This is a genomic window from Pseudomonas wadenswilerensis (assembly GCF_024749185.1).
GTDB classification, from domain to species: Bacteria; Pseudomonadota; Gammaproteobacteria; order Pseudomonadales; family Pseudomonadaceae; genus Aquipseudomonas; species Aquipseudomonas wadenswilerensis.
In genome coordinates this window covers 2,991,693-3,014,736 of the sequence record NZ_CP087191.1, presented here as the reverse complement: position 1 = coordinate 3,014,736, position 23,044 = coordinate 2,991,693, and the positions used below count along the sequence as shown (strand labels likewise).

General features: G+C 64.0%; 22 protein-coding genes. 17 read left to right on the top strand and 5 right to left on the bottom strand.

The window, feature by feature from the left end; translation table 11 throughout:
• Window positions 1-8: 8 nt before the first annotated feature.
• Complete coding sequence (locus LOY45_RS13775) at window positions 9-1,343, bottom strand: MFS transporter (RefSeq protein WP_233674689.1); 1,335 nt, start codon at window positions 1,341-1,343, stop codon at window positions 9-11.
• Between the two features lie 161 nt (window positions 1,344-1,504).
• Here LOY45_RS13775 and LOY45_RS13770 point away from each other — a divergent pair, with 161 nt between their 5' ends.
• Together LOY45_RS13770 and LOY45_RS13765 are read left to right on the top strand one after the other, a co-directional pair.
• Complete coding sequence (locus LOY45_RS13770) at window positions 1,505-2,605, top strand: sugar diacid recognition domain-containing protein (RefSeq protein WP_115086704.1); 1,101 nt, start codon at window positions 1,505-1,507, stop codon at window positions 2,603-2,605.
• Between the two features lie 110 nt (window positions 2,606-2,715).
• Complete coding sequence (locus LOY45_RS13765) at window positions 2,716-3,879, top strand: glycerate kinase (protein WP_258577832.1); 1,164 nt, start codon at window positions 2,716-2,718, stop codon at window positions 3,877-3,879.
• Between the two features lie 23 nt (window positions 3,880-3,902).
• On the opposite strand, the gene LOY45_RS13760 is transcribed toward LOY45_RS13765, so the two are convergent.
• Window positions 3,903-4,862 (bottom strand): site-specific integrase, encoded by a 960-nt coding sequence (locus LOY45_RS13760; protein ID WP_258577831.1) that lies wholly within the window; start codon window positions 4,860-4,862, stop codon window positions 3,903-3,905.
• A gap of 179 nt (window positions 4,863-5,041) precedes the next feature.
• Between LOY45_RS13760 and LOY45_RS13755 the strand changes: the two genes are divergently transcribed.
• Window positions 5,042-6,013 carry a DNA-binding protein gene (locus LOY45_RS13755; protein ID WP_115086701.1) on the top strand — a complete coding sequence of 324 codons (972 nt, stop codon included), beginning with the start codon at window positions 5,042-5,044 and terminating at the stop codon, window positions 6,011-6,013.
• Between the two features lie 124 nt (window positions 6,014-6,137).
• Window positions 6,138-6,722 carry a hypothetical protein gene (locus LOY45_RS13750; RefSeq protein ID WP_258577830.1) on the top strand — a complete coding sequence of 195 codons (585 nt, stop codon included), beginning with the start codon at window positions 6,138-6,140 and terminating at the stop codon, window positions 6,720-6,722.
• Window positions 6,723-6,734: 12 nt separating this feature from the next.
• On the opposite strand, the gene LOY45_RS13745 is transcribed toward LOY45_RS13750, so the two are convergent.
• Complete coding sequence (locus LOY45_RS13745) at window positions 6,735-7,247, bottom strand: GNAT family N-acetyltransferase (RefSeq protein WP_258577829.1); 513 nt, start codon at window positions 7,245-7,247, stop codon at window positions 6,735-6,737.
• 273 nt (window positions 7,248-7,520) lie between these two features.
• Here LOY45_RS13745 and LOY45_RS13740 point away from each other — a divergent pair, with 273 nt between their 5' ends.
• From LOY45_RS13740 to LOY45_RS13705, 8 genes are all read left to right on the top strand, one after another.
• The gene (locus tag LOY45_RS13740; protein ID WP_134064632.1) at window positions 7,521-8,837 is read left to right on the top strand and encodes a flavin-containing monooxygenase; all 1,317 of its coding nucleotides are present in this window, start codon (window positions 7,521-7,523) and stop codon (window positions 8,835-8,837) included.
• Window positions 8,837-9,247, top strand: a complete 411-nt coding sequence (locus LOY45_RS13735; RefSeq protein WP_003201555.1) for a RidA family protein — start codon at window positions 8,837-8,839, stop codon at window positions 9,245-9,247. The genes LOY45_RS13740 and LOY45_RS13735 overlap by 1 nt, the downstream gene beginning before the upstream one ends.
• A 10-nt stretch (window positions 9,248-9,257) precedes the next feature.
• Window positions 9,258-9,932, top strand: a complete 675-nt coding sequence (locus tag LOY45_RS13730; protein WP_134064634.1) for a DUF1028 domain-containing protein — start codon at window positions 9,258-9,260, stop codon at window positions 9,930-9,932.
• Window positions 9,925-11,088: an acetylornithine deacetylase gene (argE, locus tag LOY45_RS13725; protein ID WP_258577828.1), complete on the top strand. Its 1,164-nt coding sequence runs from the start codon at window positions 9,925-9,927 to the stop codon at window positions 11,086-11,088. Before LOY45_RS13730 ends, argE begins: the two co-directional genes overlap by 8 nt.
• A gap of 16 nt (window positions 11,089-11,104) precedes the next feature.
• On the top strand, window positions 11,105-12,598 hold the full coding sequence (locus LOY45_RS13720; RefSeq protein WP_134064638.1) for an aldehyde dehydrogenase: 1,494 nt from the start codon (window positions 11,105-11,107) through the stop codon (window positions 12,596-12,598).
• 86 nt (window positions 12,599-12,684) lie between these two features.
• Window positions 12,685-14,124, top strand: coding sequence for an APC family permease (locus tag LOY45_RS13715; RefSeq protein ID WP_115086694.1), 1,440 nt, complete (start codon window positions 12,685-12,687; stop codon window positions 14,122-14,124).
• Complete coding sequence (locus LOY45_RS13710; RefSeq protein ID WP_115086693.1) at window positions 14,121-15,503, top strand: aspartate aminotransferase family protein; 1,383 nt, start codon at window positions 14,121-14,123, stop codon at window positions 15,501-15,503. The genes LOY45_RS13715 and LOY45_RS13710 overlap by 4 nt, the downstream gene beginning before the upstream one ends.
• 54 nt (window positions 15,504-15,557) lie before the next feature.
• Window positions 15,558-16,598 carry an ABC transporter substrate-binding protein gene (locus LOY45_RS13705; protein WP_258577826.1) on the top strand — a complete coding sequence of 347 codons (1,041 nt, stop codon included), beginning with the start codon at window positions 15,558-15,560 and terminating at the stop codon, window positions 16,596-16,598.
• A gap of 109 nt (window positions 16,599-16,707) precedes the next feature.
• On the opposite strand, the gene LOY45_RS13700 is transcribed toward LOY45_RS13705, so the two are convergent.
• The gene (locus LOY45_RS13700; RefSeq protein ID WP_233674683.1) at window positions 16,708-17,619 is read right to left on the bottom strand and encodes a LysR substrate-binding domain-containing protein; all 912 of its coding nucleotides are present in this window, start codon (window positions 17,617-17,619) and stop codon (window positions 16,708-16,710) included.
• Window positions 17,620-17,811: 192 nt separating this feature from the next.
• On the opposite strand from LOY45_RS13700, the gene LOY45_RS13695 reads away from it, so the two are divergent.
• Window positions 17,812-18,027: a hypothetical protein gene (locus LOY45_RS13695; protein WP_134064644.1), complete on the top strand. Its 216-nt coding sequence runs from the start codon at window positions 17,812-17,814 to the stop codon at window positions 18,025-18,027.
• On the opposite strand, the gene LOY45_RS13690 is transcribed toward LOY45_RS13695, so the two are convergent.
• A complete protein-coding gene (locus tag LOY45_RS13690; RefSeq protein WP_038995292.1) occupies window positions 18,024-18,731 on the bottom strand; it encodes an MgtC/SapB family protein in 708 nt (235 codons plus the stop codon). The two genes, LOY45_RS13695 and LOY45_RS13690, sit on opposite strands and share 4 nt — an antisense overlap.
• 463 nt (window positions 18,732-19,194) lie before the next feature.
• On the opposite strand from LOY45_RS13690, the gene LOY45_RS13685 reads away from it, so the two are divergent.
• Genes LOY45_RS13685 through LOY45_RS13670 form a run of 4 tightly spaced genes read left to right on the top strand, consistent with a single transcriptional unit; the run spans window position 19,195 to window position 22,996 of the window.
• Window positions 19,195-21,342 carry an FUSC family protein gene (locus tag LOY45_RS13685; protein ID WP_258577825.1) on the top strand — a complete coding sequence of 716 codons (2,148 nt, stop codon included), beginning with the start codon at window positions 19,195-19,197 and terminating at the stop codon, window positions 21,340-21,342.
• Window positions 21,332-21,532 carry a DUF1656 domain-containing protein gene (locus LOY45_RS13680; protein WP_258577824.1) on the top strand — a complete coding sequence of 67 codons (201 nt, stop codon included), beginning with the start codon at window positions 21,332-21,334 and terminating at the stop codon, window positions 21,530-21,532. Before LOY45_RS13685 ends, LOY45_RS13680 begins: the two co-directional genes overlap by 11 nt.
• A gap of 3 nt (window positions 21,533-21,535) precedes the next feature.
• Window positions 21,536-22,477, top strand: a complete 942-nt coding sequence (locus LOY45_RS13675) for an HlyD family secretion protein (RefSeq protein WP_258577823.1) — start codon at window positions 21,536-21,538, stop codon at window positions 22,475-22,477.
• Between the two features lie 54 nt (window positions 22,478-22,531).
• On the top strand, window positions 22,532-22,996 hold the full coding sequence (locus LOY45_RS13670) for a sterol desaturase family protein (RefSeq protein WP_115086687.1): 465 nt from the start codon (window positions 22,532-22,534) through the stop codon (window positions 22,994-22,996).
• Window positions 22,997-23,044 lie beyond the last annotated feature (48 nt).

Below are 23,044 nucleotides of genomic sequence, written 5' to 3'. Positions count from 1 at the left end.
GGGGTGCCTCAGTTCACCGGTTCAGCCACCGCCCCGGCAGCCCGCACTCGCGAAACCCGCAACGCCACCAGGCTGCCAAACACAATCAAGCCCGCCAGCGAATACAACGCCGCATCGGTCGAGCCGGTCTGGTCCTTGATGAACCCGACCAGGTACGGGCTGAGAAAGCCCGCCATCTGCCCGACCGAGTTGATGATCGCCAGGCCCGCGACTGCGGTGCCGGCGCTCAGCAGCGCGGTGGGCATGGGCCAGAACATCGGCAGGCCGGTGAGGGCGCCCATGGTGGCGATGCTCAGGCCGATGATAGCGATCACCGGGCTGTGGGCGAAGTTGACCGCAATCAGCAGGCCCAGGGCACCCATCAGCATCGGTACCACCAAATGCCAGCGGCGCTCGTTGCGCAGGTCCGCCGAGCGCCCGACCAGCAGCATGAACACCCCGGCCAGCAGGTAGGGGATCGCGCTCAGCCAGCCGATCAGCAGGGCATCGTTGAAGCCCAGGTTCTTGATGATCGACGGCAGCCAGAAGTTGATCGCGTAAACCCCGCTCTGGATACAGAAGTAGACGAAACCGAAGGTCCAGATCAGCGGGTTGGCGAACACCGACAGTACGCTGTCGCTGGTGGTCGGCGGTTTGCTGGCGGCATCGGCCTTGAGGTCGGCCTCGATCATCTGCCGTTCAGCAGGGCTCAGCCACTTGGCTTTGGCGTAGCCGTCACTGAGCAGGAAAATTGCCAGAAAGCCGAGCAGTACGGTGGGCAGGCCCTGGATCAGGAACATCCACTGCCAGCCGGCCAGGCCATGCTGGCCGGCGGCGAAGTGATTGAGAATCCAGCCCGAGAACGGCCCGCCGAGCAAGCCGGACACCGGGATCGCCGACATGAACAGGGCCATGATCCGCCCGCGCCGGGTCGCCGGGAACCAGCGCGAAAGGTACAGCACGATGCCGGGGAAGAAGCCCGCTTCGGCGGCGCCGGTGAACAGGCGCAGCACGTAGAACTCCATGGGCGTGGTGACGAACAGCAGGCAGGTCGACAGCGTGCCCCAGGCGATCATCATCAGCGCGATCCAGCGCCGCGGGCCGAAGCGGTTGAGCGCCAGGTTGCTGGGCAGCCCGCAGAGCACATAGCCGATGAAGAAAATCCCGGCACCCAGGCCGTAGATGGTTTCGCTGAACTTGAGCGCATCGAGCATCTGCAACTTGGCGAAGCCGACGTTGACCCGGTCCAGGTAGTTGAACAGGTAGCAGATGAAGATGAATGGAATCAGCCGCAGGGTAATGCGCCGATACAGCGCATTGCGGGTGGCGTCTTGGCCTTGGTCAGGGGCAGGGCTGTATGACATGATTCTCTCTCTGTTGTTATGTTTATCGCCGCAGCCTGCATCGAGGCGGCTGCTGCTGCGAGTCTCGGTGAGCGGGCCGTGGCTGTCTTTGTGCTTTTGCACAGCATTTTGCCTGGCCTGCTGTGCCCCGGACCAATCATTGCGACAACAAGGATCCTCCCATGTTCGAACTGGACCATGACCTGGCACAAGACATCGTCGAGCGGGCGATGGCGATTTTGCCGTGCAACGTCAACGTCATGGACAGCCAGGGCCTGATCCTCGGCAGTGGCGAGCCGGAGCGCATCAACACCCGCCACGAAGGCGCGCAACTGGTATTGGCCAATGGTCGTATCGTCGAACTGGATGTGGAAGCAGCCAAGTGCCTCAAGGGCGTGCAGCCCGGGGTCAACCTGCCGCTGCTGCTCGACGGTCGGCTGATCGGTGTGCTCGGCCTGACCGGCGATCCCCAGCAGTTGCGCACCTATGGCGAGCTGGTGCGCATGACCGCCGAAATGCTCCTGGCCCAGCGTCACCTGCAGGTCGAGCAGCAATGGCGGCGCCAGCGCTGCGATGACTTGCTGGCGTTGCTGCTGGGTGGCTCCGGCGATTCACCGCGCCTGGTCGACGAGGCCCGGCAACTGGGGCTCAAGCCACAGCTGCCGCGCATTCCCTGCCTGTTCGAACTGGATGCCGGGCCCGCAGCCGAAGCGCTGGCCAGCTGGTTGATGAGTCGTTATCCGGACAGCTGGTGCGTCAGCCCGGCGCGGCAATCACTGCTCTGGTGCCGGCCCGCCACGGTGGTGCTCGATGAATCGAAGTTGCTGGATCGGCTGCAGCGTCACGGCTGGCAGGTCCAGCGCCTGGCCGCAGGGTCGGCGGCGCAAGGCCTGGAGCAGCTGCGCCGCGGTTATCGCCGGGTTCGCGACCTTCTGGCTTATGGGCGTGAAGTGCTGCCAGCCGAGCGCCTGCTGACCCTGAGCCGCTATCGGCTACCGGCCTTGCTGTGGCGCCACCGCAACGATGACGCCCTGGATGAGCTGCTCGAGCCGCTGCAGCGGATTCGCGCCAAGGACAACAGCGGCCAGTTACTGGCAACCCTGCGTGCCTGGTGCGCCCATGATGGCCAGAGCCAGGCCTGCGCCGATGCCCTGGGCATTCATCGCAACAGCCTGCGCTACCGCCTGGAGCGCATCGCCGAACTGAGCGAAGTCGACCCGCTGCGGCTGGAGGGGATGCTCAGCCTGTACCTGGGGTTGCAATTGCTGCCGGCCGGTAGCTGACTCGACTTTGGCCAAGTGCCAAACAAAGGCCGCCGGTTTTTGTGCATTCGACTGACGAACAATCAAGGCCCAACTGTCAGCATGCAGGCATCTGGATCAGGAGAATCCCCATGAAAATCGTCATCGCCCCCGACTCGTTCAAGGACAGCCTCAGCGCCGAAGGCGTCGCCGACGCCATTGCTGCAGGTTTTGCCCAGGTGTTGCCGCAGGCGCAACTGGTCAAGTGCCCGATGGCCGACGGTGGCGAGGGCACCATGGAGGCCATCGTTGCCGCCTGTGCTGGCGAGCTGCGCAGCCAGCGCGTGCGCGGGCCACTGGGGGAGGCGGTCGAGGCCGGTTGGGGGTGGCTGGGCGACAGTCACACGGCGATTATCGAAATGGCCACTGCCAGTGGCCTGCAGTTGCTCACGCTGGGCCAGCGCGATGCCTGCCGCAGCAGCACCTACGGGACCGGGCAACTGATCAGCGCGGCGCTGGACGCCGGCGCCCGGCGGATCATTCTGGCCATTGGCGGCAGTGCGACCAATGATGCGGGCAGCGGTATGCTGCGTGCGCTTGGCCTGCAGTTGTTTGATGCTGAGAATCAGCCGCTGGCTGAAGGCGGGCTGGCGTTGTCCCGGCTAGCCCGCATCGATGCCAGCGCGCTGGACTCGCGCCTGGCAGAGGTGCAGCTGGAAGTCGCCGCCGATGTCGACAACCCCCTGTGTGGCAGCAATGGGGCCTCGGCCATCTTCGGTCCGCAAAAAGGCGCCAGCCCCGAGCAGGTACAAGCCCTCGACCAGGCCCTGGGTCACTTTGCCGATCACTGCGCGCAACTGTTGGGCACTGATGTGCGTGATTTTCCCGGATGTGGCGCGGCGGGCGGTATGGGGTTCGCCGCCAAAGCCTTCCTGCAGGCCGCCTTCCGTCCCGGGATTGAGGTCGTGGCCGAACTGGCCGGTCTCGAGGCGGCGGTGCAGGGCGCTGACCTGGTGATTACCGGCGAAGGCCGCTTCGATGCCCAGACCCTGCGCGGCAAGACGCCGTTCGGCGTGGCCCGGGTAGCGCGGCGTCACGCCGTACCCGTGGTAGTGATTGCCGGCACCCTGGGCGAGGGCTATGAGCAGCTGTATGCCCATGGCATCGACGCCGCGTTTGCCTTGACCAGCGGCCCGATGAGCCTGGAATCGGCCTGTGCCAACGCACCAGCCTTGCTCCAGGCGCGTGCTCGCGACATTGCCCGCCTGTGGAATTGCGCCCGCCAGACCTGTGGGAGCGGGCTTGCCCCGCGATGAGGCCAGCACCTTCACTATTTGTGTCAAGCCTGATCCGTCAGTAGCCCAGCGCTGCTGCCACCTTCGAGCAGCGCCAGTTCGCCAAACGACACCGACGCATCGATATAGCGCAGTGCCGACTTGGCATCCTTCCAGCCGACATAACTCATCAGGGCCTTGAGCTCCCAGCCATTGCTGGTCGCCCAGGTAGCAAAACCGCGGCGCAGTGAGTGACCGGTATATAAAGCCGCCGGTACACCCGCGCGCTCAAGGATGCGCCGCAACAGGCCGATCAGGCTGTTGCTGTTGAGCGCCTGTTCGCTCAGGTTGCCCCAGCGGTCGAGCTTGCGAAACACCGGCCCATGGGCAATGCCCGCCACCTCTAGCCATTGCAGGTAAGCCTGTACCGGGCACAGCACCTTCAGCGCCGGCGCCCGGTGACGCACGCCCAGCGCCTGGCGGTCGCCCTTGCTGCGGGGCAGGTAGATCGTCATGCCGACGCCTGCCTGCGCCTGGATATGCTCGACCTGCAGACGCGCCAGCTCATCGCCGCGGAACCCACGCCAGAAACCGATCAACAGCAAGGCCTTGTCACGACTGGCGCGCAGCAGCGCAGGCAGGTCGTGCCGGGCGCGGGCCTGGACAGCGTCATGCTCAATTGCCGCAACGGCTGTTTGCAGATGCTGTATCAGCAGCGGCGCTGCCTGCTTCGGTTCGCCAGGGTGGAGCGTGCGGATGCCCTTCAGCAGTTGGCGCACCATCGGCGCCTTGGTCGGGTCGGGAAAGCCCTGGCTGACATGCCATTGCCCGAGCGCTGCCAGGCGCTGCTTGAGGGTGCTGATCGAGTGGGTCTGGGCGTGGTCGGCGAGGTAGCGGGCGATGCTGTCTGCTGTCGCCGGCAAAAAGCCTCCCCAGCTCACTTCGAAGTGCTCAACGGCGGCCTGATAACTGCGCCGGGTGTTCTCCCGGGTGGCGGCCTGCAGATAGCGTTCGATGGGGTTCATGGCGGTGCTCCTGGCCAAACGTACCGACCTCGGCACTTCAGGCCGACATTTTAACCCTTAACATGCGATAAGCCGTGATTATTTCATCTTAGCAGCAGGTTCATCGATCACAGAATCAATGAATGAGATAGTATGTAAATACATGGTACGTAACACAGTATGAAATAGTAGGAGCTCACATGGCCCGTGGCGGTATCAATAAAGCATTAGTGCACAAGGCGCGGCAGGCGCTGCTGGCCCGTGGCGAGCATCCAAGTATCGATGCGGTACGTATCGAACTGGGCAATACCGGCTCGAAAACCACCATTCACCGCTATCTGAAAGAACTGGAAAGCCTGCAGCCAGCCGCGCCTACCACCGCGCCAAACCTCAGCGAGGCTCTGGCGACGCTGGTCGAGCAACTGGCTGAGCAGCTGCAGCAGGAGGGCGAGGCGCGCATCGAGCAAGCCCGTAGCGCCTTCGAACACGAGCGCCAGACGCTGCTGGCCCAGGTACAGATCAGCCAGCAGGCATTGGCGGCGCTGCAACAGCAGCATGAGATCCAGGCCGCGGCACTGGCCAGCGAATCAGAAGCTTTGGCCACTACTCGCAGCACCCTGCAAAGCGAGCAGACACGTAACGCCACGCTCAACCAGGCCGTGGGCGAGCTGAACCTGCGCCTGGCGGACAAGGACGAGCAGATCCGCTCGCTGGAAGACAAGCATCAGCATGCCCGTGACGCCCTGGAGCATTACCGCAACGCCAGTCGCGAACAGCGCGATCAGGATCAGCGTCGCCATGAGGCGCAGGTGCAGCTGCTGCAAGTGGAAGTGCGCCAGTTGCAGCAGACCCTGATCGTCAAACAGGACGAGCTGACCCGGCTCAACCGCGACAACGAAGGCTTGCTGGTACAGATCCGCGCGCTCAAGGATGCCCAGCGCGGCTTCAAGACCCAGGGCGAACGTCAGCAGGCGCAAATCCACGGATTGGAGGTGAAGCTTGCGCAGCTCAGCGGATCACGTGACGAACTGGAGAAACAGAACAAGGACCTGGCCTTGAGCCTGGCCGAGCGAGTCTCGGAACTGCGCCGCCAGTTGCAGCTGATCGGCAAGCAGGAAGCGCAGCTGCGCCAGTTAGAGAAAAAAATTGAGCAACATCGGGACGCTGGATGAGTTTCACCCGCCAGGCAGGTGCGCGGTGGGGACTTTTCCTCATTCTCAGCGATTGGAACCTGAGATTAGCTTGATGGGGCGCGCTTTGCGCTTAGATCAAACTGAAGAACAGAGGAAATTGCCAATGCCGACGTATGATTACCAACCCGAGCGCTCATTTGTTGCCTATGTCCGTTCCACTACAGAGGGGCACGCGGGCACATTGGACACTTGGGAATATCAGGAGGATTACCGCAATGTAAATCCCGAAAAGCGCCTCAAGCAAAGTGACGGTTGGCTGACCTTCAATCTGCCACGGGACGCTGCGGCCCCCATGGGCTTTCTCTTTGCGTGCTTTTTTAACCCTGAAGAACAAAAACTTCTCTACCAGATCTGCGTTGACAATCCTGCAAGCGCCTTCCACGGCTGGTCAGTAGATATCAGCACCAATGACTATCTGGGGCTTTACCGCACGCCATTAGCCTATGGCAAAGGGCAATTCTGGAGCTTGCTCAGCAATGGCAAAGAGGTCGAGGCTCAACGCGGAGCACTATCGCCCGTCAGCCTTGTGCCGGAAGGAAAAAAAGCCATTAGGGTAGACAAACAACAAAAAGGCCCTGCGGTTCACAACACGCATAATCTTTATGCCAGCGTTGGCCGAGGGCAAACAGTCGACTTGGTGCTGGATATCATCGCTGTCAATGTTCCCGATATCCCGATGCCACGCTAGTCTGGCTCGGTATTAGCGAAGGGCAAGCGACATGGCGCAGCGCGCACTCGAATGCTGAGCGACTTCCACTTCCAGTAGCTGCGCAAGCGCGCCGTCCAGGTCGCCATCAGCGAGGCGCGTAAAGCCTAAGCGTGCATAAAAGGGGGCGTTCCAAGGGACGTCGGTAAAGGTCGTGAGCGTCAGTGCAACAAAGCCTTGAGTGCCGGCCCAGTCGCCCACGGCAGCGATCAGTCGCCGACCGTAGCCCAACCCTTGATAAGCCTGAGCCACTGACAATTCAACGATGTGCAGGTTGTGCCCCATGGCTTTCGTACAAATGAATCCTTGGGGCTCATCCTGTTGATCGACCACCACCCACTCCTGGTTTGAGGTGATGAATGGCATGTGCTCGGCGCTACTGAGCAGCGGTCCTTCGGCAATCCATTCCAGTCCTGGATGACAGGCAAAGGCCTGCGCTGCCGAACGTTCGACTGCGGGTAGTAAAGGTGCGTCTTCAGCGCGGGAAAGGCGGATGTTCAGGGACATGACGGCAACTGTGCAGGGTAAAGCTGCAGTGTCGTCAATCGTCGGCCGGTCCGCAACCGCGCTCGATCGCTGGCAAGCCAGCTCCCACAGGAGTTGTGGTGTGCAACATCTCTGTGGGAGCTGGCTTGCCAGCGATGGGCTGCAAAGCCGCCCCAGTTTTTTACTCTCTAACAACCATAAAAATCATAATTTCGCGTTTTCCCGCGCGCTCCCAGAATGCGACCTACACCCTCCCACGGCCACCCGCGTGGGACAACTCAGTAGGGCGCAGACATGACAACCAATAAAACCAAAATCGATACGCTTGTAGTTGGCGCCGGGCAAGCCGGTGTGGCCATGAGTGAACACCTGAGCCGCCTGGGCGTGCCGCACCTGGTGCTGGAGCGCAAGCGCATTGCCGAAGCCTGGCGCACCGGCCGCTGGGATTCGCTGGTGGCCAACGGCCCGGCCTGGCACGACCGCTTCCCGGGCCTGGAATTCGAGGGCCTGGACCCGGACGCCTTCGCTGGCAAGGACCAGGTCGCCGACTACTTCGAAGCCTACGCCCGTAAGTTCAATGCGCCGATCCGCACCGGCGTCGATGTCACCCAGGTGGTGCGCAACAGCGATCGCCCGGGTTTCACTGTGCAAACCAGCGACGGGGTGATCGAAGCGCAGCAGGTGGTGGTCGCCACCGGCCCGTTCCAGCGCCCGGTGATCCCGCCGATTGCCGTGCAAGCGTCGAGCGTGCAACAGATGCACTCGGCCGCTTACCGCAACCCGCAGCAGCTGCCTGAAGGCGCGGTGCTGGTGGTGGGTGCCGGTTCCTCGGGCGTGCAGATCGCCGATGAACTGCAGCGCGCCGGCAAGCAGGTATACCTCTCGGTCGGTGCCCACGACCGGCCGCCACGGGCTTATCGCAACCGTGATTTCTGCTGGTGGCTGGGCGTGCTCGGCGAGTGGGATGCCGAGACCATGCAGCCGGGCAAGGAGCATGTGACCATCGCCGTCAGCGGCGCCCGTGGCGGCCACACCGTCGATTTTCGCAAGCTGGCCCAGCAGGGCATGACCCTGGTCGGCCTGACCAAGGGCTTCGACAACGGGGTGGTCAGCTTCGAGGCCAACCTGGCCGAGAACATCGCCCGCGGTGACGAAAACTACCTGGCGTTGCTCGATGCGGCCGACGCTTACATCGCCCGCAATGGCCTGAACCTGCCGGAAGAACCGCAGGCACGGGAGATTCTTCCCGACCCGCAGTGCCTGACCCAGCCGCTGCTGGAACTCGACCTGGCCAAGGCCGGCGTCAGCACCATCATCTGGGCCACCGGCTATTCGGTGGACTACAGCTGGCTGCAGGTCGACGCCTTCAAGGACAACGGCAAACCCAAGCACCAGCGCGGCGTGTCCAGCGAGCCAGGGGTCTATTTCGTCGGCCTGCCTTGGCTGTCGCGACGCGGCTCGGCCTTTATCTGGGGGGTGTGGCACGACGCCAAGCACATCGCCGACCACATCGTAAAACAGCGCACCTACCTCAATTATCGCGACGCTTCGCAGCGCCAAGCCGAGCACCAAGCGTCCAGCCAACCTGTCAGCCTCATGGGAGCCCGTTGATGCCTACTCATACCCGTATTCGCATGTTCAACACTAAAGACACCTACCCCAACCAGACCCTGGACAACGACCTGTGCCAGGCCGTGCGTGCCGGCAACACCGTGTATGTACGGGGTCAGGTGGGCACCGATTTCAACGGCCAACTGGTCGGCCTCGGCGACCCACGGGCCCAGGCCGAGCAGGCCATGCGCAATGTCAAGCAACTGCTGGAGGAAGCTGGCAGCGACCTCAGTCATATCGTCAAGACCACCACCTACCTGATCGACCCGCGCTACCGCGAGCCGGTGTACCAGGAGGTCGGCAAATGGCTCAAGGGCGTGTTCCCGATCTCTACGGGATTGGTGGTCAGCGCTCTCGGCCAGCCGCAGTGGTTGATGGAAATCGACGTGATTGCGGTCATCCCCGAATAAGGAGCGTGCCATGACCTTCTCCATCGTTGGGCGCTGCGCCGAAACCGGCCAGCTGGGCATTGCCATCAGCTCATCCAGCATCGCCGTCGGCGCCCGCTGCCCGTGGCTGCGCACCGGCGTGGGTGCGGTGTCGAGTCAGAACATCACCTTGCCGGCCCTCGGCCCGCAAATACTCGACGGCCTCGACGAAGGCCTGGCGCCACACCAGGCCCTGGACCGCGCTTTGACGCGCAACGGCTACAGCCAGTACCGCCAGGTGGCGGTGGTCGATGCCCAGGGCCGCACGGCGCTGTTCAGCGGCAACCATGCGCTGGGCATCAATAACGCCGTGGCCGGTGAGCAATGCGTGGCCGCGGGCAACCTGCTGGCCAACAGCGCGGTGATCGAGCGCATGGTCGAGGCCTTCGAAAACAGCGAGGGCTGCCTGGCCGCCCGCTTGCTGAGCGCGCTGCAGGCCGGCCAGGACGCCGGCGGCGAAGCCGGGGCGGTGCATTCGGCGGCGCTGTCGGTGGTCGGCGAGCTGATCTGGCCGATCGTTGACCTGCGCGTGGACTGGGCCGAGGAAAACCCCATTGGCGAGCTGAACAAACTCTGGGCCGCTTATCAGCCGCAGTTGCAGGACTACCTGACCCGCGCCCTCAACCCGACCCTGGCGCCGAGCTACGGAGTGCCGGGCGATGAGTGAGCTGCGCAGCCGTGCATTGCTGGCCAGGCTGATTGGCTTTGCCACGGTCAGCCGCGATTCGAACCTGGCCCTGATCGAGTTCGTCCGCGACTACCTGCACGGCCTGGGCGTGAGCTGCGAGCTGATCTACAACACGGAGCGGACCAAGGCCAACCTGCTGGCCAGCATTGGCCCGGCAGTGGTGGGCGGTGTGGTGTTGTCGGGGCATACCGACGTGGTGCCGGTCGACGGTCAGCCGTGGACGCTCGAGCCGTTCAGCCTCACCGAGCACGACGGCAAGCTGTACGGCCGTGGCGCCGCCGACATGAAAGGCTACCTGGCCTCGGTGCTGGCGGCAGTGCCGGTGTTTCTCGCCAGCCCCCTGCGCCGGCCGGTGCACCTGGCGTTCTCCTATGACGAGGAGGTCGGTTGCCTGGGCGTGCGCAGCCTGCTGGACGTGCTGCCCCAGCGCATCCCGCAACCGGCGCTGTGCCTGATCGGCGAACCCACCGAGCTCAAACCGGTGCTCGGCCACAAGGGCAAGCTGGCCATGCGTTGCCATGTGCACGGTGCGCCGTGCCATTCGGCCTATGCGCCTTATGGCGTCAACGCCATCGAGCAGGCGGCGCGGCTGATCGGGCGCCTGGGCGAGATCGGCCAGCGCCTGGCGGCGCCGGAGCATCACGATGCGCGCTTTGATCCGGCGTTCTCGACCGTGCAGGTCGGGGTGATCCACGGCGGCACGGCGCTGAACATTGTCCCGGCCGATTGCCGCTTCGACTTTGAAGTGCGTGCCTTGCCGGCCTTCGCGCCGCAGGCGGTGGTGGACGAGCTGCAAGCCTACGCAGAGCAAACGCTGCTGCCGGCCATGCAAGCGGTCAAGGCCGACACGGCGATTCGCTTCGAAGCGATTTCGGCCTATCCGGGCCTGGCCACCGCGCCTGAAAGCGCGGCGGCGCGACTGGTGGCGCAGCTGTGCGGCAGCGACGCCTTCAGCACCGTGGCCTTTGGTACCGAAGGCGGCTTGTTCGACCAGGCCGGGATTCCGGCCGTGGTGTGCGGGCCGGGCAGCATGGACCAGGGCCACAAGCCGGATGAATTTGTCAGCGTCGAGCAGATGGCGGCCTGTGACCGCTTGATGGACCGCCTGGCCGAATACCTCTCCAACAACGGATAACAACAAGGAGTCTGCGGTGAAGCATTTCAACGAGTGGACAACCCTGGCGCAACAGCAGCGCCTGATCGACAGCGCGTTTATCGAAGGCGAGGCCTGTCAGGCCGCAAGCGGGGCGCGATTCGATGTCATCAACCCGGCCACCGGCAAGCTGCTGGCCCAGGTCGCCGCCTGCGGCCAGATCGAGGTCGACCAGGCCGTGCACAGTGCTCGCCAGGCGTTCGAGCAAGGCTCCTGGGCGAAGCGGGCACCGGCCGAGCGCAAGGCCGTGCTGCTGCGCCTGGCGCAACTGATGCTGGAGCACCGCGACGAGCTGGCCTTGCTCGACTCGCTGAGCATGGGCAAGCCGGTGATGGATGCCTGGAACATCGACGTGCCGGGCGCCGCCCATGTGTTTGCCTGGTACGGCGAAAGCCTCGACAAGCTCTACGACCAGGTGGCGCCGACCGCCAGCAATGCCCTGGCGACCATCACCCGGGTGCCGCTGGGGGTGATCGGTGCGGTGGTGCCGTGGAATTTCCCGCTGGACATGGCCGCCTGGAAGCTCGCCCCGGCATTGGCTGCGGGCAATAGCGTGGTGCTCAAGCCCGCCGAGCAATCGCCGTTCTCGGCGCTGCGCCTGGCCGAGCTGGCGATTGAAGCGGGCATTCCCAAGGGCGTGCTCAACGTCGTGCCGGGCCTGGGTGAAGAGGCCGGTCGCGCCCTGGGCCTGCACATGGACGTCGATGCCCTGGTGTTTACCGGCTCCACCGAGGTTGGCAAGTACTTCATGCAGTACGCCGCGCAGTCGAACCTCAAGCAGGTGTGGCTGGAATGCGGCGGCAAGAGCCCGAACCTGGTGTTCGCCGATTGCCAGGACCTGGACCTGGCGGCCGAGAAAGCCGCGTTCGGCATCTTCTTCAACCAGGGCGAAGTCTGCTCGGCCAACTCGCGCCTGCTGGTGCAGCGCTCGATTGCCGATGAGTTCATTCAGCGCCTGATCGACAAGGCGCGCCAGTGGCTACCGGGCAATCCGCTGAACCCGGCGAGCCGGGCCGGGGCCATTGTCGACTCTCGCCAGGCGCAGCGGATCATGCACTACATCGCGCAGGCCCAGGCCGAGGGCGCCCAATTGGTCTGTGGCGGACGGCAACTGAGCTTCGACGGCTCGAGCAACTTCATCGAGCCGACGATTTTTACTGGTGTCACAGCCGACATGACCCTGGCCCGCGAAGAGGTATTCGGCCCGGTGCTGGCGGTCAGCGTGTTCGATGACGAAGACCAGGCGGTGGCCATGGCCAATGACCATATCTATGGCTTGGCGGCTTCGCTGTGGAGCGACGACCTCAACCGCGCCCACCGCGTCGCCCGGCGGCTGAATGCTGGCACGGTGTCGGTGAATACCGTCGATGCCCTGGATGTGACCGTGCCCTTTGGCGGCGGCAAGCAGTCGGGCTTTGGGCGGGATCTGTCGCTGCATTCGTTCGACAAGTACACGCAGTTGAAGACGACCTGGATTCAGTTGCGTGGCTGAGGGCCTGTGGGAGCGGGCTTGACCCGCGATGAGGCCAGCACAGGCAACAACTCTGTTCTTCCAATAACAACAACTCGGAGCAACCGATGAACAGCAATGCAAGCGTGCAAACCGGCGCCCTGGCGCCGCCTGCAAGTCGCAAGAAACTCGGCCTCACTGCGCTGTTGGCGGTGGCCATCGGCCTGGTGGTGTCCCAGGGCGTGATGGTGCTGATGCTGCAGGGCGTCGGCATCGCCGGCCTGGGCTTTATCGTGCCCCTGGGCCTGGCCTACCTGCTGGCCCTGAGTTACGCCTGTTCGTTCTCGGAACTGGCGCTGATGATCCCCCGCGCCGGCAGCCTGAGCACCTACACCGAAGTTGCCATCGGCCAGTTCCCGGCGATCCTCGCGACCTTTTCCGGCTACATCGTGGTGGCGATGTTCGCGCTGTCGGCCGAACTGTTGCTGATGGAGTTCATCATCGACAAGGTCTACCCGCACTCGATGCCGCCGTTGACCGTGGCCTTGGCGGTACTGGCGCTGTTCACGGTGCTCAACCTGTTCAACATCGACATCTTCGCCCGCCTGCAAACGGTGCTGGCGGTGGTGATGACCGTGGTGTTGCTGGTGATGGGCCTGAGCGCGATGAACAGCGATATTGTCGCGCCCAACCCGGCCCTGTTCGACAGTGCCCACTGGAACCCGTTGGGCCTGGGGGTGATTGCCCTGACGGCGATGGCGGTGTGGGGTTTTGTCGGCGCCGAGTTCGTCTGCCCGCTGGTAGAAGAAACCCGCCGTCCGGAGCGCAACATCCCGGGCTCGATGATGCTCGGCCTGACCATCATCTTCGTGATCATCAGCCTGTACGGGCTGGGCGCCTTGCTCACCGTGCCGCAGGCGGAACTGGCCAGTAACGGCCTGCCACATTACCTGTTCGCCACCACCGTTTTCGGTGAGGCCGGCAAGGTGTTCCTGGTCACCGCCGCGATTACCGCCACCTGCAGCACCCTCAACAGCTCGCTGGCCGCCATCCCGCGCATGCTCTTCGGCATGGCGCGCAACGGCCAGGCCTTCGGCATCTTCAAGCGTCAGGGCAAGCGCACCGGCGCGCCGTGGGTGGCGGTGCTGTTCATCGCTGCGGTCACCGGCCTGCCGTTGCTGCTGATGCACGACCATGCCGATGCGATCAACCAGCTGCTGCTGTCCGCCGCCCTGGCCTGGTTGCTGGCGTACATCATCACCCATGTCAACGTCATTGCCCTGCGCCGGCGTTACCCGCAGGTGGCGCGGCCGTTCCGTACGCCGTTCTACCCGTTGCCGCAGCTGTTCGGCATCGCCGGCATGCTGTTTGCGATCTGGAACGTCTCGCCCAGCCCGGACATGACCTTTTCGATTTTTGCCTACGCCGGCCTGGTGCTGCTGATCGTCTCGATCATCGCCGTGCTGTGGATCAAGGGCGTGATGGGCAAGCCGCTGTTCAAGCCCGAGCCGCTGGAAAGCGTGCTGGGCACTCAAAACGATAAAAACCCGCAAGGAGACTCGCAATGACCGCTCAAGTGAAACCTGTCCGTAGCACCGGCGATTACCAGGCAGCGGATGCCGCGCACCACATTCATGCCTTCCTCGACCAGAAAGCGCTGAACGCCGAAGGCCCGCGGGTGATCGTCCGTGGCGAAGGCCTGGCCTTGTGGGACAACGACGGCAAGCGCTACCTGGACGGCATGTCGGGGCTGTGGTGCACCAACCTCGGCTATGGCCGCAAGGACCTGGCCGCGGCTGCCAGCCAGCAGCTTGAGCAGCTGCCGTACTACAACATGTTCTTCCACACCACCCACCCGGCGGTGGTCGAGCTGTCCGAGCTGCTGTTCAGCCTGTTGCCCGCGCACTACAGCCACGCGATCTACACCAACTCCGGCTCCGAAGCCAACGAGGTGCTGATCCGTACCGTGCGCCGCTACTGGCAGATCCTCGGCAAGCCGCAGAAGAAGATCATGATCGGCCGCTGGAACGGCTACCACGGCTCGACCCTGGGCGCCACGGCGCTGGGCGGGATGAAATTCATGCACGACATGGGCGGGGTGATCCCCGATGTCGCGCACATCGACGAGCCGTACTGGTTCGCCCACGAAGGCGACCTGACCCCGGCCGAGTTTGGCCTGCGCGCGGCGCGCCAGCTGGAAGAAAAGATCCTCGAACTTGGCGCCGAGAACGTTGCTGCTTTCGTTGCCGAACCATTCCAGGGCGCTGGCGGCATGATCTTCCCGCCAGAAAGCTACTGGCCGGAAATCCAGCGTATCTGCCGCCAGTACGACGTGCTGCTGTGCGCTGATGAAGTGATCGGAGGCTTTGGCCGTACCGGCGAGTGGTTCGCCCACCAGCACTTCGGTTTCGAGCCCGACACCCTGTCGATCGCCAAGGGCCTGACCAGCGGCTACATCCCCATGGGCGGCCTGATCCTGTCCAAACGCATGGCGCAAGTGCTGGTGGAGCAGGGCGGGGTGTTCGCCCACGGCCTGACCTATTCCGGCCACCCGGTGGCGGCGGCGGTGGCGATTGCCAACCTCAAGGCCTTGCGCGACGAAGGCATCGTCAGCCGGGTCAAGCACGAGACCGGCCCGTACCTGCAGCGCTGCCTGCGCGAAGTGTTCGGCAACCATCCGTTGATTGGCGAGGTGCAGGGCACCGGCCTGGTTGCCGCCTTGCAGTTCGCCGAAGACAAGGCCAGCCGCAAGCGTTTTGCCAACGAGAACGACATGGCCTGGCGTTGCCGCACCCTCGGCTTTGAAGAAGGCCTGATCATCCGCTCGACCCTGGGCCGAATGATCATGGCCCCGGCCCTGGTGGCCAGCCACGCCGACATCGATGAACTGGTCGACAAGACCCGTACCGCCGTAGACCGTACCGCCCGCGAATTCGGTCGCCTGTAAGCCCAAAAGCGGCCGGCGCGCGCGGGCGTGCCGGCCTATTAGAGGAACCGCTTCATGTCCAGATCCTTGCGTTGCTGTGTTCCCTTTGCCCTGGTTTTGCTGTGCAGCGCGGTGTCGGCTGCGCCGCAGAACCTCACTGTCATCTCCTTTGGCGGTGCCACCAAGCAGGCCCAGGACAAGGCCTACTTCCAACCTTTCAACGCCAGCGGCGCAGGACGCGTGGTTGCCGGCGAGTACAACGGTGAACTGTCGAAAATCAAGGCCATGGTCGATGTCGGCCATACCAGTTGGGACGTGGTCGAAGTCGAAAGCCCGGAGCTGCTGCGCGGCTGTGACGAGGGTCTGTTCGAGCGCCTCGATCCGGCGCGCTTCGGCGACCCGGCGCAGTTCGTCCCGGGCACCCTCAGCGAGTGCGGGGTGGCCACCTACGTGTGGTCGATGGTCATGGCGTATGACAACGGCAAGCTGGCCAGGGCGCCGAGTTCCTGGGCGGACTTCTGGAACGTCGCCGACTTCCCCGGCAAGCGCGGCTTGCGCAAGGGCGCCAAGTACACCCTGGAAATCGCCTTGCTCGCCGACGGCGTCAAACCCGAGCAGTTGTATGAAGTGCTGGGCACCGCCGAGGGCGTCAGCCGCGCCTTTGCCAAGCTGGACCAGATCAAGGGCAATATCCAGTGGTGGGAGGCCGGCGCACAACCGGCGCAGTGGCTGATCGCCGGAGACGTGGTCATGAGCGCGGCCTACAACGGCCGGATTGCCTCGGCGCAGAAGGAGGGCATGAAGCTCAGTATCGTCTGGCCGCAGAGCCTGTACGATCCGGAATACTGGGCGGTGGTCAAGGGCACGCCGAACAAGGCCCTGGCCGAGGACTTCATCGCCTTTGCCAGCCAGCCACAGACCCAGAAGGTGTTCTCCGAGCAGATCCCCTACGGGCCGGTACACCGCGAGGCATTGAAGCTGCTACCGGCGACTGTCCAGCAGCAGTTGCCGACCGCCGAAGCCAACCTGGCCGGGGCGCGGGCGGTGGATGCCGGGTTCTGGGTGGACCATGGCGAGGAGCTGGAGCAGCGCTTTAACGCCTGGGCTGCGCGCTGAGGCTGATTGGCAAGGCTTTGCCTTGCATCGCCGGCAAAGCCAGCTCCCACAGGTCAGGTGTACACCGATCCCTTGTGGGAGCGGGCTTGCCCCGCGATGCTGTTGAACCCTAAGCCAGCCAGGCGGCAAACTGCTCCTTGCAGTAATCGACAAACAGCTGCGCAGGCTTGGTCAGCTGCGCACGCTTGAGCCAGCCGGCCACCAGTGCCGATCCGGTGACATCCTCGGCAATCTCCACACAGACCACTTCCTGGCCGTCATAGGTGCTGTGGCCATGGGGCTTGGTCACCAGCAGGGCAAAGCCAAAGCCCTGACCCACCATGCCGCGCACCATCTCGATCGATGGCGAGCTGAAGACGATGTTCGGGCTCAGTTGCAGCTCTTCGAAAATACTCACGAAATACGTCCGGCTCGGCTGCACATCCAGCAGGATCATCGGCTCCAGGGCCAGGTCACGGATCGACACCTGGGCCTGTCCGGCAAAGCGATGGCCGGCCGGCACCAGCGCATAGGGGCGCTGCGGTGCGGTCAGGGCTTCGGTCTCGATGGTGCTGTCGAGGTCGTGTTCGTAGAAGATCGCCAGGTCAAAACGCCCACCCGTAAGGCCTTGCACCAGTTCCTGCTGCTCGCCGTCCTGCAGGCGGATCTCCACGCCCGGGAAGCGCTCGCGAAAGCCGGCGATCAGGCGCGGCAGGTAGAGCGGGGCGACGGTTTCGAAGCAGCCGATGTCGATCTGGCCGCAGACCACGTCGTTGTCGGCCAGGGCGTTCTGCTCGAACTCGCGGGCCATGCGCAGCAGCTCCTGGGCCTTGCGGTAAAAACGCGCGCCACCGGGTGTCAGCGACACGCCCTGGGCGTGATGGCGGATGAACAGCTGTACGCCGAAGCTGTCTTCCAGGCCTTTGATCGCCGTGGAAATCGACGGCTGGGCAATGTACAGCTTGCGCGATGCCTCGGCGACGCTGCCGCATTCTACGGTGGTGACGAAATACTTCAGTTGTCGCAAGGTATAGGACGCCACAGTGCACCTCTGGCTGATTATTTTGCTACACGATACCCCTTGAGCGGCTGGGTGCTGCAGCGGATTTTGCTGGCCATTGAGCATATTTTCGCGGGTGTACCGTTGATCGCCTGGAAGGCACTGCGGGCCAGTGCCAAACCTCGAAACTGTACGGCGCGCATTTGCTTGCGCCGCTTTTGCGAGGTAGTTGTCATGAGTCAGCCACGTCCCGAAGATGATCCGCTCTGGAAAGATCCGCTTAACAACCCGCAACGTGAACATGATCCGGTCACCGACCCGAATGTTCCCGGCGAGCCGCAGCGGCGCGACCAGCCCCAGGACATCGAGCGCCTGCCCGATGCTCCGGACCAGGATGGCCGCTTGCCCGAGCCGGATCAGCCCACGCCGCTGTCGGACGAACGCCGTTAGTCCGCCGTCAGCTCCTGCACTTGCCAGCGCACCGAGCTGACACCTTTCTCCAGGCTCACCCGGCTGACCAGGCGTTCCAGCTGGGTGGGTGCATCGGGGCTGCCCATCAGCTCGGCGCGCACTTCCAGCTTGGCCGGGTTGGCCAGGTCTTCGCTGTGCAACGACTGCAGGCGCAGGCCGTCGTTGCCGAAGCTGTGCAGCATCAGGCTGCGCACCTGGATCTCGTCCTCGGCACGGCAGGTAATACGCACTTCGAAACGTTGCTCGGCCTCGTTGGCCGGCAGCACGTCCTGATGATTCAGGCGCTGGGCGATGTCGCGCAGCAGGATGTTGGCGCACAGCACCACGCAGCTGCCCAGCGCCGCCTCCAGCAGCAGCCCCAGGCTGCACAGCACGCCGATGGCGGCGGTGCACCAGAGGGTGGCGGCGGTGTTCAGGCCGCGCACGTTGAGGCCGTCGCGCATGATCACGCCGCCACCGAGAAAGCCGATGCCCGAGACCACATAGGCAGCGACGCGCGAGGCGTCGGTCGCGGCCATGCCCGGCACCGCCTGGGTCATCAGCACGAACAGGCAGGCGCCGGTGCTGACCAGGGCGTTGGTGCGCAGGCCGGTCAGGCGCTGGCGCAGTTGACGTTCGGCGCCGATCAGCGCCCCGAGTACCAGCGCGACGGTGACGCGCAGCAGAAATACTTTCCAATCCATAGCAAACCTCGAATCCACGGCAATACGCCGCTTTGGCACCGAACCCCGGGGGTGATGCACGTGAAAAAAGAGAATGCGCAGGGCCACGAACCTTCATCACCATTGAAGGTGCAAGGTGTGCGGGAGGGAGAATGAGGATTTGTCATCCGCAAGGGATGCGAATCGCCACTAACCGCCGTGTTCGGCGTGCCAGTGGCAGAAGGAACCTGCTGAACTAGCGCGCCGTGTGGACCTGTCGCAATCGACTAGAGCTACTGTCCAATGCAGGACTCCTGTGTAGGCATGCAAAAATGCGGGCGAGAAACTAACTCTCGGGCAGCGCAGGGTCAAGGTTAAAAGCATGACAATTTTTGCATCCGCAGCGGATCGTTCCAGATATGCAACGCTGAGGGTCATCTCGTTGTCTTTCCCTGATGGGCTTCAATAGCTACTGTTTCCCTCAAAGGACTTTCGAGAGACCTGTGTGCAACCTTTGATCAATTACTGGCGACTGGTGCTGCACCCAGGCGCAGACACCTTGCGCTTCGCCCTGCGGACCATCGTCGCCTGCCTGTTGACCCTGTACCTGGCGTTCATCTTTGACCTGGACCAACCCAAGTGGTCGATCATGGCGGTGTTCATCGTCAGTCAGCCCCTGGGCGGCATGACCTTGCAGCGCAGCTTCGCCCAGGTGGTCGGCACTACCCTGGGGGCGGCGGTGGCGGTGCTGATCATGGCGTTGTTCCCGCAGGCGCCGTTGCCGTTCATCATTACCCTGGCGCTGTGGCTGGCCCTGTGTACCGCCGGCGGCACCTTGCTGCGCTACACCAGTTCGCATGCCTTCGTGCTCAGCGGTTTTACCGCCGTAGTGGTCGCGATGCTGGCGATCCCGGAACAGGACAACACCCTGATGCTGGCGATTACCCGGGTCACTGAAACCCTGCTGGCAGTGGCCTGCGTATGTGCGGTCAGCCTGCTCAGTGCGCGGCCGCAGGCGGTGGCCAGCGGGTACTTTGCCAAGGTCGACAACCTGATCAAGCTCATGGCCAGCCATGCCGCGGCGGCGATTCGCGGCGAAGAGAGCGCTGCCGAGTTCAGCCAGCGGCAGATGCAGATCCTCGGCGAGATCAGCGCCCTGGAAGGCTTGCGTCGGCACCTGTACTTCGACGCGCCGCATTTGCGCGGGGCCAATGGCCTGGTGCAACTGCTGGGCAACCAGCTGGTGCTGCTCAGCTCGCGGCTGACGGTGCTGCGTAACCAGAAGCTGATGATCGCCGAGCGCTGGCAAGGTGATTACCCGCAGTTCATCCGCCGCCTGCTGGCCGATGAGCTGGCCTTCCTTGACCTGCTGGCGCAACAGGGCCGGGCCTTGCCAGCGGAGGCCCGCGAGCACTTCAGCGCCTTGCAGCGGCGCTTCGACCAGGCCGCGCTGCAAGCCGAGCAACTGCAAAGCGACCTGCCAACCCCGCTGCGCTCGCTGGCCTGGGCCTTGCGCTGGGAGCAGGCGCGCCTGCTTGAACAGCTGGGCGAAATGCTCGAGCTCAGCGATGCCATCCAGGAAGGCCGGCCCGGAGACTGCCTGTACCGCCAAGGGCGCACCAATCCCTTGCACCTGGACTGGCGTCTGGCGGCAATGAACGCCAGCCGCGCCTTTATCGCCCTGGTCGCTGCCGGGCTGATCTGGATAGAGACCGCCTGGGACGGTGCCCGCGCCGGAATGATCCTGGTGGGGATTCTGTGCTCGCTGATGGCGACCTTTCCGCGCCCGCTGATGGCCGCGCAGAACTATGCCCGCGGCCTGGGGTTGGCATTGGTGGTGTCGGCGCTGTACCAGTTCTGGCTGATCCCCCAGGTAGTCGACTTCGAAATGCTCGCACTGCTGTTGTTGCCTTTGCTGTATGTGGTGGCGGTGGGGTTGTCGGGGCCGATGACCGCAGGGATCGGCATGGGCCTGGGGCTGTCGAGCTTTTTGCTGTTCGGCCCGCAGAACATCGGCGCCTGGCAAAACACCGCCATCCAGTGGTTCGAGTTCGCTGGCGCGTATGTCTGTGGCGCGGCGCTGTCGCTGATGGTGTATGCCTGGATTTTCCCGTTTAACCCACAATTACGCATCGAGCGCCTGTTTCGCGAAACCCGTGAACAGGTGTATGCCTTGCTCAAGGGCCCGGCGTCGGATGAACGCCAGTTCGCCTTTGAAAGCCGCATGGTCGACCGCCTGACCCTGATTATCGGCCTGCTGCCGGCGACCCGCGACGAACGCTCGCGGGCACTGTTCGAGGTCAACCTGGGTTGCATGGCCCTGGGCGTTGCCATGCGCCAGTTGCAGGAGCAGGGCAGGGCCAACCCGTTGCTGCCAGAGGCATTGCGCGTGCAGCTTGAGCAGGTGCTGCGCAATGCCGGCCGATACATCGCCGGGCGCACCTCGGTGGTGCTGCCGAGCTTGCTGCAGACCCTGCAGGCGCTGGGTGAAAGCCTCGACAACCTGCACGGAGAACAGCTGCAGGCGCCTGCCGAGCAGCTACGCTCGCTGTTCCGTATCCGTGTCGCCTTGCTGGTGATTGCCGGCTTCTTGCGCCACTACAGCCCCTATCTTGAACCTGCTGCAGAAGGAGCCCCGGCCCTTGCCCATTGATTTCGAGATTGGCGGCGTCTACCTGCCGCCTATTGCCCAGGCCTTGTTGCTGGCGGTGCCGCTGTTGATTGCCGTGCTTTGGCTGCTGCAAAAGCTGGGGGTCATACAGCGGGTCTGGCATCCGGCCCTGTTTGAAGGCGCGCTGTACGCCTGCCTGTGCGCGTTGATCATCCTGTACATGGGGAGCTGAACCTTGAACGAACGTGTAGCCCAGGTCTCGACCCTGGTTGTGGTGGTGCTGGCGCTGGTGCTCGGCTGGTTTGCCTGGGAGCATTACACCCGTGCGCCGTGGACCCGCGATGCGCGGGTGCGCGCCGATGTAGTGACGCTGTCGGCAGATGTCGCCGGGCGCATCGTCAGCCTCAAGGTGGCGGACAACCAGCACGTGGACAAGGGCGAGCTGCTGCTGGAGATCGACCCCGAACGTTACGCCCTGGCGGTCGAGCATGCGCGCCGCGCCATCGAGGTGGCGCGGGCCAGCGAAGGCCTGGCCCAGGCTGCGATCATCTCCAGCCAGGCCCTGCTCAAGCAGCGCCAGAGCGAAGAGCAACGGCGGCGTACCTTGAAGCAGGGCTTTGCCATCTCCGGTGAAGAATGGGAGAAATCCAGCACCGACGTTGCCGTGGCCCAGGCCGAATTGATGCGCGGCCAGGCCAACCTGAGCCTGGCAACGGCAAACGTGCAACTGGCCAGCGCCGCCTTGACCCAGGCCGAGCTGGACCTGCAACGCACGCGGATCTACGCGCCGGTCAGCGGATATGTGACCAATCTGCTGACCCGTCAGGGGGATTACGCCACTGCCGGCGGGCCGCTGCTGGCGCTGGTCGATAGCGGCTCGTTCCATATCAGCGGTTATTTCGAGGAAACCAAGCTGCCGCGCATTCACCCCGGCGGCAAGGTGGATATCGCCCTGATGAGCGGCGAACGCTTCCAGGGCACGGTGCAGAGCATCGCCTATGCCATTACCGACCGCGAAAACGCCCCCGGCAACCGCCTGCTGGCCAATATCAACCCCAGTTACACCTGGGTAAAACTGGCCCAGCGCATCCCGGTGCGCATCGAGATCGACCCGGACTATGCCGGCAAGGCCAACCTGCGTGCCGGTACCACGGCCACGGTGACGGTGCGCGAATAGGGGCGAGGTGGTAGGCTTTGTGGCGTTTCTGCCCAGCCACGCGAACCTCGACGCATGATCCTCAACCTCGCTGTATTTCTCTGCACCCTGACGGCCATGGAGGGCATCGGCTACCTGGCGCATCGTTACATCATGCACGGCTGGGGCTGGTTCCTGCATCGCTCGCACCATGAGCCGCACCTGGGGGCGCTGGAAACCAACGATGTCTACCTGCTGGCCTTGGCCCTGATCGCCTTGGCCCTGGTGGCGCTGGGCCGGGCCGGGCATGCGCCGTTGCAGTGGGTGGGGGCGGGAGTGGCGGCGTTCGGGGTGATCTACGTGATCGTCCATGACGGCATCGTCCACCGGCACTGGCCGTTCCGGCCACGGCCGCGCAACCGCTACCTCAAGCGTCTGTACCGCGCGCATATGCTCCACCATGCGTTGAAGGGGCGGGACAACAACGTGTCGTTCGGCTTTCTCTACGCGCCGCCGCTGCGCAGGTTGAAGCAGCAGCTGCGGGCGCGGCAGCGCGGCTGAGATTTTCGCCGGCAAGGCCGGCTCCCACAGGGGATCTGTGCACGCCGG